The organism is Limnohabitans sp. G3-2 (assembly GCF_002778275.1).
Taxonomy (GTDB): Bacteria; Pseudomonadota; Gammaproteobacteria; order Burkholderiales; family Burkholderiaceae_C; genus Limnohabitans_A.
The window spans coordinates 474,400-482,979 of sequence record NZ_NESG01000001.1 but is presented as its reverse complement, the minus strand read 5'-3'; the positions used below and the strand labels follow the sequence as shown (position 1 = coordinate 482,979).

The following is an 8,580-nucleotide window of genomic DNA, read 5'->3' as shown; positions in this document are numbered from 1 at the left end:
AAGAGCTACAGGCTCAAGGAGGCGGCTGCTCGCTTGGTCGTCAATCCGGAAACGTCATAATCTGACGGCGCTGCCTGGGGGAATTTGGGGTGGCCACGGGTGGGGGAATTTGGACTGGCCATCAGGGTGTGTTTGCTCACTTGGTCTGAGCAGTGGCGGCGGGCCGCGCTGCGCATGTTGTGGGCGGGTTGGGTGGTGCTGGGGCTGTTGGGTTTCGAGGCCTTGCCCCAAGCGCTGCTGCGCCCACTGGAAAACCGCTATCCCGTGCCGGACCCGGAGGCCGTGGGTCGTCATGTGGGCGTGATCGTGTTGGGCGGGGCGACGCAGCACCCGGGCAGTTACCAGGCGCACGCGCAGGTGCCACTGGGCGAAGCGGCCGAGCGCATGTCTCTGCCCGTGGGCTTGATGCGCCAGCACCCGCAGCTGGATTTGGTTTTTTCGGGCGGGGAGGGGCGCTTGGTGGCCACGGGCGTGAGCGAGGCCCAATTGGCGAAGGCGTTTTACGAGGAGCAGGGCATGGACTTGGGCCGCGTGACGCTGGAAGGCGGCTCACGCACCACCCGAGAAAACGCCCGACTGGTGGCTGACCTGCTGGGTGCGCGCTGCCAGCAGCCGTGGTTGCTGGTCACATCGGCCTGGCACATGCCCCGTGCTGTGCCCGAGTTCGAGGCGGTGGGTTGCCGGGTGACACCATACCCGGTGGATTTCAGAACCGGCGCCGATACGTTGTGGACCGAGTATTCCTTGGCCCGCAGCTTGCTGCTGTGGCAAACGGCTTTGCACGAGTGGTTGGGGTGGGCGGTTTATGGGGTGACGCGGTGAGGCTTGCAGCAAGGGCATAGTTTTTTTGTGGGAGGGTATCTGTTGTTTTGTGGGAGCGAGCTGTTTTTGTAGGAGCAAGCTGTTTTTGTAGGAGCGAGCTGTTTTTGTAGGAGCGAGCCCCTGCTCGCGAATGGTGGTCCGAGCCAGTTCAGGCATTCGGCCGCAGGGGCGGCCTCCCACAGAAACAGCCTCCCGCAAGGAAAGTGGCACTTGTAGACGTGTTGACTGTCAATAAACTAGATTTGTCTAGTGATTTCAATAGTTACGTCTAGTAAAATGTGAATCACCATGCCTGAAATCTACCAACGCCCATTCGTCGCCACTTTGGCCCAACGATTTGCGGCTGATCAACCACTCATCCAAGTTTTGGCCGGGCCGCGCCAGGTGGGCAAGACCACGGGTGTGCGGCAGTTGATGGCGCAAGGTGCTTGGCCGCACCATTACGCCAATGCCGACGATGTGCTGGTGAGCGACCGCAATTGGTTGTTTGCGTATTCCAGAACCTATTGACCATCCGCTCCAATCCCTCGTGACCATCAATTCCAGTCAAAGCTGACCACTCAGTCCAGCAAGTTGACCAAAGAAAAAAGTATGGCGATTTGACCAGATAGTAGTCAGACTGACATGGTCAATCTGACTACTCAGACTATCAGCTGGATTGCATTTTTTTGCGAGCCATTGTTTTTCGCATGGACTCCCCTTTCAGAGATAACCGATGCGATTGATGCACCACGCGATCCAATATCGCATCAGCCAACGTGGGATCAGGAAAGAACCCATGCCATTGGTCAGTTGGGTATTGCGTTGTAATGAGCAATGATCCTGTGCGCATTCGCCGATCAATCACATCCAACAAGAACTGCGACGCATGTTGATTCATCTCACCCAAACCCAGATCGTCAAGTATCAACATACTTGGTTTGCTCAATGACAGCTTCAGAGCGGGCAATGAGCCATCAAGCAATGACTCTGTGATTGCCCCATAAAGATCACTGGCGCGATAGAACAGGACTGGCATTTTTAGCCTGCACGCCTGCTGGCCAAATGCACACGCAAGCCACGTCTTACCAACACCCGTAGCGCCTTGGATGATCAGATTTTGCTGACGCCTTATCCAATCACAGCTTGCCAAAGATGCCAACTGTGCCTTGTCTAGTCCACGGTTTACCTTGTATTCCACATCCTCAAATGAAGCCAATTCAGGCATCCCTGCGCCTCGGATCAAACGCTTCAACTTTCGGCCCTCTCGCTCGGATGCCTCGTGATCAACAAGCATTGCAAAGCGATCATCAAAACTGACATCATGCAATTTGGGTTGCTGAAGCTGCATGTCGTAAGCATCAGCCATTGGAACGAGCTTGAGCTCTCGAAGGCGAGCGATGGTTTGTTGCGTGCTGCTCATGCTGATTCTCCAAAATAACTAGGACCACGCAATTCACCAATGATTTTGACTTTGGGTGCTTGAGTGATAGAAAAACGTTTGTCTGCATCCTCTTTGAGGATGGATGTGATGCTGCGAAGTGAGGTGATATTCAATGGCATCGCGTAGGCGCAGACCTCTTCAAATCGGGCCTCACCGTAGTCCCTTGCGAGATCACGCATTCGTCGTGCAGCTTTGACGCCGTTTGTGATGTCGCTTCGGTTTTCAAGTTGATGCCGAATCATCAACTCCACATTGCCGCCGACGTTCATCGCCCATGCCAACAATGCCCGAGGTTCGGCATCAAGCACTCGGCTGTGTATGACGGGCCGATGCTCTGGTATCGTTCTGGCATTTCCTTGTATCTCAATCAAAGGGTGAAGGGCAACCCTTCGACCTCGGTGGAAAATTTCAATCACAGTGGCTGTAAACCTGAGGTCCACGCTTTCTCGTGCAAGCGTGTGAGGCACTGAATAGAAGCGTCTTTGATGTTCGACGTGATAGTCATCCTGTACCCTGACGCTATATCGCCAATCACTCAATTCAAATGCCGTTCCAGGCAATGGCTTGAGGCTCGCTTTTTCTGTTTCCAAAAAGCGATCCAATCGACAGCCAGGGAGCCGTTTAAATGGATGGCGATTCATTTCTTCGGCCTTGATCCGGAGTTCTGCATTCAACTCGGCAAGGCTGAAGAAAATGCGATCACGAAGTGAAAACAAAGCCCATCGTTGAGCGATTTGCACTCCCACTTCAGCCTTGGCTTTGTGTTTGGGTTTTCGTGCTCCCGTTGGTAGAGGTGCCGTGTCGTAATGGCTGAGGCAATCTCTGTAGGCTGGGTTGATCACCGTTCGATCCCGTTCACGCCGCCAAACGGCCGCTTTAAGGTTGTCGCTGACGACCCACTCTGGCACACCACCCAGAGCCTCGAAACAATTGGCGTGACATTTCAGCCAGTCTTTGGTGGTCTGACTCGCCGTAGCTTCAATGTACGTGTAGTTTGAGTACCCAAGCACAGCCACAAAGATTTGAGCAAAGGTCGATGGGCCACCGTTTTGATCTCGGATTTCAACGGTCCGGCCCGCAAAATCCACAAACAGCTTTTCACCTGGTCGGTGCGTGCGTCGCATCACCACATGTTGATTTTTTGTCCAAGCTCTATAGAGCATGGCAAATTGTGAGTAGCCCACCCCGTCGGGGGTGGTCTCGCGCCACTCTCGCCAAAGACGCTCCAGAGTTGCGTCGGGTCGCCGCATTTCGGCATGAATCAATTCACAATCTGGATGCGTCTTGAGTTGCGCAATAGATCGATCTTGGGTTCCAAGTGCTGCCCGCCAGGCATCATCATCTAACGGCGAAAGCTCTTGCCAACTCAAGCCAGAGGCATCCACTTGCTGTCGAAATTTTCGGATCGTGTCGTGGTGCGTCCCTGTTGTTCTTGAAATTGCTCGGTGAGCCAACGTCGGGTCATAAAAGTGCTGGCGTGCAATGTCACGTTGCAAATGAACGGGTAGCCTCATGGGCTGCTCCTTTGGTCAAACGAGTGCAGGAGGCATGCACTCGGGGTGAGTTAACCCACTCCCGCCCACTTGACATGAGGGGATGCTCGACCGATACTCCAACCCACAAGGTACTACTTGATTCGGCTTCGGTCGGACGCTAGGCCCGAGGTGTCCGCCTCGGGCTTTTGCGTTTCTGGGTGGCTAGATTTAGCGTCGTTCTGGTTTTTTCCTCCTCGTTTTATTCAGTGCTAGACGTGATCCGTGCCTGCGCAAGCCAGTGGGCGACATCTCTGGTGAGTGCATAAAAACCTCGTCGATGTGGCAACGTGAACAGCGTTACGGCGACTTGACCACGGTATCTGGCTTGTCTTAGCCCCGCCACACTGGCGTGTCCCAGAGCGTTGGCCAACCGCAGGCCTCCCAGCAGTGGGCCATGGGTTTGCTCCATTTCTGTTTTCAATTTTTCAGCCAAGGTGCCTGGCTCGCATGAACTCGTGGTCATTTGTTCGGGTCTCTCTACGGTTGTCACGCAGTGTTTCCGAAAGTTAGCAATTGTGGAACCCGAACGGATAATCGGAGTTTCTGTACACCATGACCATGCCCACCTTTTTGCAACCGCCAAAGCCGGGTCGCCCCAAGCGAAATCCGATTGATGTCTTGCGCACGAAGGTCTGGTTTTATGCCGTCAAAGCCAGGTCGGGTTTGCCAAGTGCCTACGCCATTGAGTTGGCAATAGAGCCGTCCATCGTTAAACACAAAGAGGCAGGGGTGGTACGCCCGCGTAAATGGGATGGCTATCAAACGGGTTTGCGTGTCCCGCGAAGAATGGTCGGTAAGCCATATTCAGTTGATATTGCCGATCAAAACTATCCCGGTACTGCGTCCTACTTTGATTCGCCTATTTGGGCTGTGTTGCGTGGGGATCAGCTCAATCAGAGATGGATTGACGATCAGCTGAAAGCATTAGCCCCTGCTATCACGGATCTCCTGATGGTTTCAGCACCTCCAATGCTTCAGGCCATCCCGCAACCAGATCGTTTCCAGAAATTTGATGAAAAAACGGCCTATCGGTTGGCAGAAATCGGAACATTTGAAGCGTTGGTTGCGCTCATCTTGCTCGTCAAAAAATCAGAATTGATTTCCTCTCAAGAGTTACGAGAGTTGGCGCTTAACGCTTACCACCATTGCCAGTCTTGGGTGAAGGTGTTGCCAGAGATTGCGCCTATCGCACTCGATCTATTCCATGAAATTGATCTCAAGTGCAAACACTGGATCTACCCATCCCCTGAATGGCGAATGGAAGTGGTCATCTTCTCCCGTGAGATCAATCGATGACCCCTTGGTCGCACATCAAATCAAACCGACATCTGAAACTTGGGCATCTGGTCAATGGTTTTTCTCTGGACCGACCTTGGTCAACCTGGTTTTCAACCAGCGAGGCCCCCATTACCGCCGTCTTTCTTCAAGGGCCGTTGCTCCCACCCCAGCCAAAAGCAGTCTGACCATAGTCGGCTCGTTTCAAGAGCTTGACAGGCCCAGCCCGGTCAACCCACGTCTCCCAGATTGGTTTGCCGCGTTGTGCCTCAGCCATTCTTAAACGTGTTTCTGCGTGTGTGGGTTCCAAAATTAGTGTCAGTGGACAGTCAATGAGATCAATGGCTTTAACACTAACTCTTCCATGGGTTGGACGGTAGCCCCCCCCGCATTTAATGTCAAATTCCTATTTCGCAACACAAATTTTGTCAGTCAGCTTCCGACCCATTGCAGCCGGTCACATCTTTTAAGACGTTGACTTGTTTGTAGCGGTTGCTGCCGGTCGTGTCCCGCAGTCATTTGTGGGCTTTCTGCCAGTAGCGGTCGGTCGATCTTTAACCATCAGGCTCGGCAGCCGGTCAGTTCGGTCATAGGCCAATGACCGCTACCACACATCCTATCCAGTGCTGACGGATAGGATTCATTGATGCATGGGCCAATTTGCACAACAGGCTATGACGCCCAATGAACAGGGAGCCCTGCACATTTTCGATGCAGCGACGTTTTCTTACTGAACTAGCTGGATGTCAGTGACGATCATCTTGCCACCTTCATTGATCACCATAAACTTAATTTTTTCGCCTGGCTTGATGCTGGTCAATAAACTCTTATCTTTAGCAGTAAATACCATTGTCATTCCCGGCATATCCATATGTTTGATTTCGCCGTGTTTGATCGTGACCTTGCCAGTTTCGAGATCAATTTTCTTGACCTCTCCGTCGGTTAAAGACGGCGTCATTTGAGACATGTTCATCTTGCTGTGATCCATGACAGCTTGGGAAAAACTGCTTAAGGGAAGAGCCGCACCAATGGTCAATAGTAAAGTTGCAATTTTGGTTTGAATATTTTTCATATTTTCCTCATGAGTAAGAGTTAAAAACTTTTGATGATCCGTCTTTTTGGATTAGCAAGACTTGATACGCGTCACGCCTTGCGCCGTAGACAGGACCGTCCATTCCAGGAGATCCGATAGGCATCCCAGGAACGGCAAGACCTAACGCTTGTGGTTTTTCTTTGAGTAAACGTTGAATGTCTTCGGCTGGCACATGCCCCTCAATCACATATCCACCGACCAGAGCTGTATGACATGAAGCGAACTTTTGAGGCATACCCAGTCGAGCCCGCGCTGCGTTATTACCTTGATCGTTTACTTTCAAAGAAAAATTATTCTTTTCTAAATGAATAATCCAGTCTTTGCAACAGCCACAGTTAGGGTCTTTCCAGACTTGTATAGCTATAGCGTTTGGGCTGGCTGCAATAGCAATTGAGGACGAGCACATTGAAGCTATTCCCAACAATAGCAACCGCCTCGTTGAATTTTTTGAACTGTTTTTGTCAGTCATTTCAGCAGCCCTTTCCTGTAATGAAATTACTTCTTGCCAACCTTGATCGCGCCCTTCATCCCAGCTTCGTAGTGGCCTGGCATCAAGCAGGCAAAATTTACGGTTCCAGTCTTCGTGAATTGCCAAACAATTTCGCCTTGCTGTCCTGGAGATAGTGTCACTTTGCCAGGTTCGTCATGTTCCATATCTGGGAATTTTTTCATCTGCTCCAGATGCTCGAGCAATTCCTTCTGGGTGCCCAGACTCAATTCGTGCTTGACCTTTCCTTGATTCTTGACAACAAAGCGGACCGTCTCTCCTTGCTTGACCTGAATAGATGAGGGTGTGTAACGCATGTTATCCGTCATATCGACATTGATGGTCTGCGTTACCTTGGAGGCAACACCTGGTTTGCCAATTGCGGTTTCCTCGTCAGCATGGCCATGCCCACCGGCGTGCTTTCCAGCCGCAAAAGCCGACGCTGACAGGGTCAGAGCAACCAAAACAAAGATTTGGCGAGAAGTGATGTACTTGGGTTTCATTCGTTAACTCCGGAAAAAAAATTCAGTGATTGCTATGTGATGAGGGCTTGCGCACCTTGACTTCGGTCGTTTTGGCGGGCATCTGGGCGCGAGGCATGGACTGCCCTCCCTCCGCCTTGAAGCGCGCTGGTTCAGTCAACGGCCCGGTGTACTCATGGGCTACCGTGCCTTCGGGATGCTTGTACCAACCCGGGTCCTTGTAGTCCCCCGGCTTTTGATTACGGCGGACCTTCAGAACGCTGAACATGCCACCCATTTCGACCGATCCGAAGGGGCCTTGGCCAGTCATCATCGCAGCGGTGTTGTCAGGGATGGGCATTTCCATCTCAGTCATGTCGGCCATACCACGCTCACCCATGACCATGTAGTCTGGAATCAGGTTATTGATCTTCTTGGCGATGCCACGGTGATCCACACCAATCAATGTCGGAACGTTATGACCCATGGCGTTCATGGTGTGATGGCTTTTGTGACAGTGGAAGGCCCAGTCCCCTTCCTCATCTGCCAGAAACTCGATCTGTCGCATCTGACCGACGGCCACATCGGTCGTCACTTCATGCCAGCGGGTGCTCTTGGGTGTCGGGCCACCGTCCGTACCAGTGACGAGGAACTCATGGCCGTGCAAATGTATGGGGTGGTTCGTCATCGTCAGATTGCCAATGCGAATACGCACCTTGTCGTTCAGGCGAACATTGAGGCTGTCAATGCCTGGAAATATCCGGCTATTCCAGCTCCACAGGTTGAAGTCCAGCATTGTCATGATCTTGGGGGTGTAGCTGCCCGGATCGATGTCATAGGCGTTGAGTAGGAAGCAGAAGTCTCGCTGGACCTCATCAATCAGATCATTCTTGACCTTAGGATGGGTCACCCAAAAGCCCATCATGCCCATGGCCATCTGTGTCATCTCATCAGCATGCGGGTGGTACATGAAGGTGCCAGGCCGGCGCGCGACGAACTCGTAAACAAACGTCTTGCCGGAGGGAATAGCCGGCTGGTTCAGTCCGGCCACACCGTCCATGCCGTTGGGCAGGCGCTGCCCGTGCCAGTGAATGGAGGTATGCTCTGGCAGCTTGTTGGTCACGAAGATCCGTACGCGATCGCCCTCGACCACTTCAATCGTGGGCCCCGGGCTCTGGCCGTTGTAGCCCCAGAGATGGGCTTTAAAGCCAGGGGCCATTTCCCGCACTACTGGTTCGGCGACCAGGTGAAATTCCTTGACGCCTTGATTCATGCGCCATGGCAAAGTCCATCCATTCAGCGTCACCACCGGGTTGTAGGCGCGTCCGCTGTTGGGGACAAGCGGCGCCATGGTGTTAGGGCTGGTCTGTATTACAGGCTCAGGCAGAGCGGCCATCGCCACGCGGCTGACCGCGCTGGCGGCCACGGCACCACCAGCAATCCCGGCGTACTTAAAAAAGTCTCTTCTGGAAGTCATCGTTGTA

Annotated in this window: 9 protein-coding genes; 3 read left to right on the top strand and 6 right to left on the bottom strand. The window is 52.9% G+C overall.

What is annotated here, in order from left to right; translation table 11 throughout:
* Positions 1-132 precede the first annotated feature (132 nt).
* Entirely contained in the window at positions 133-822 is a 690-nt protein-coding gene (locus B9Z31_RS02235) for a YdcF family protein (RefSeq protein ID WP_143473804.1), read from the top strand.
* 288 nt (positions 823-1,110) lie between these two features.
* A complete protein-coding gene (locus tag B9Z31_RS02230) occupies positions 1,111-1,332 on the top strand; it encodes an ATP-binding protein (RefSeq protein WP_100117901.1) in 222 nt (73 codons plus the stop codon).
* A 139-nt stretch (positions 1,333-1,471) separates the two neighbouring features.
* Here the strand turns inward: B9Z31_RS02230 and istB are convergent, their stop codons facing one another.
* Complete coding sequence (gene istB, locus B9Z31_RS02225; protein WP_100117900.1) at positions 1,472-2,224, bottom strand: IS21-like element helper ATPase IstB; 753 nt, start codon at positions 2,222-2,224, stop codon at positions 1,472-1,474.
* Positions 2,221-3,759 carry an IS21 family transposase gene (istA, locus tag B9Z31_RS02220; RefSeq protein ID WP_100117899.1) on the bottom strand — a complete coding sequence of 513 codons (1,539 nt, stop codon included), beginning with the start codon at positions 3,757-3,759 and terminating at the stop codon, positions 2,221-2,223. The genes istB and istA overlap by 4 nt, the downstream gene beginning before the upstream one ends.
* A gap of 573 nt (positions 3,760-4,332) precedes the next feature.
* Here istA and B9Z31_RS02210 point away from each other — a divergent pair.
* The gene (locus tag B9Z31_RS02210; RefSeq protein ID WP_089957680.1) at positions 4,333-5,076 is read left to right on the top strand and encodes a hypothetical protein; all 744 of its coding nucleotides are present in this window, start codon (positions 4,333-4,335) and stop codon (positions 5,074-5,076) included.
* A 706-nt stretch (positions 5,077-5,782) separates the two neighbouring features.
* On the opposite strand, the gene B9Z31_RS02205 is transcribed toward B9Z31_RS02210, so the two are convergent.
* Genes B9Z31_RS02205 through B9Z31_RS02190 form a run of 4 tightly spaced genes read right to left on the bottom strand, consistent with a single transcriptional unit; the run spans position 5,783 to position 8,573 of the window.
* Entirely contained in the window at positions 5,783-6,127 is a 345-nt protein-coding gene (locus B9Z31_RS02205) for a copper-binding protein (RefSeq protein ID WP_090142667.1), read from the bottom strand.
* A 7-nt stretch (positions 6,128-6,134) separates the two neighbouring features.
* On the bottom strand, positions 6,135-6,617 hold the full coding sequence (locus tag B9Z31_RS02200) for a DUF411 domain-containing protein (RefSeq protein ID WP_089957688.1): 483 nt from the start codon (positions 6,615-6,617) through the stop codon (positions 6,135-6,137).
* 26 nt (positions 6,618-6,643) lie between these two features.
* On the bottom strand, positions 6,644-7,138 hold the full coding sequence (locus B9Z31_RS02195; protein ID WP_100117898.1) for a plastocyanin/azurin family copper-binding protein: 495 nt from the start codon (positions 7,136-7,138) through the stop codon (positions 6,644-6,646).
* Between the two features lie 22 nt (positions 7,139-7,160).
* Positions 7,161-8,573 carry a multicopper oxidase family protein gene (locus B9Z31_RS02190; RefSeq protein ID WP_089958022.1) on the bottom strand — a complete coding sequence of 471 codons (1,413 nt, stop codon included), beginning with the start codon at positions 8,571-8,573 and terminating at the stop codon, positions 7,161-7,163.
* Positions 8,574-8,580: the final 7 nt, after the last annotated feature.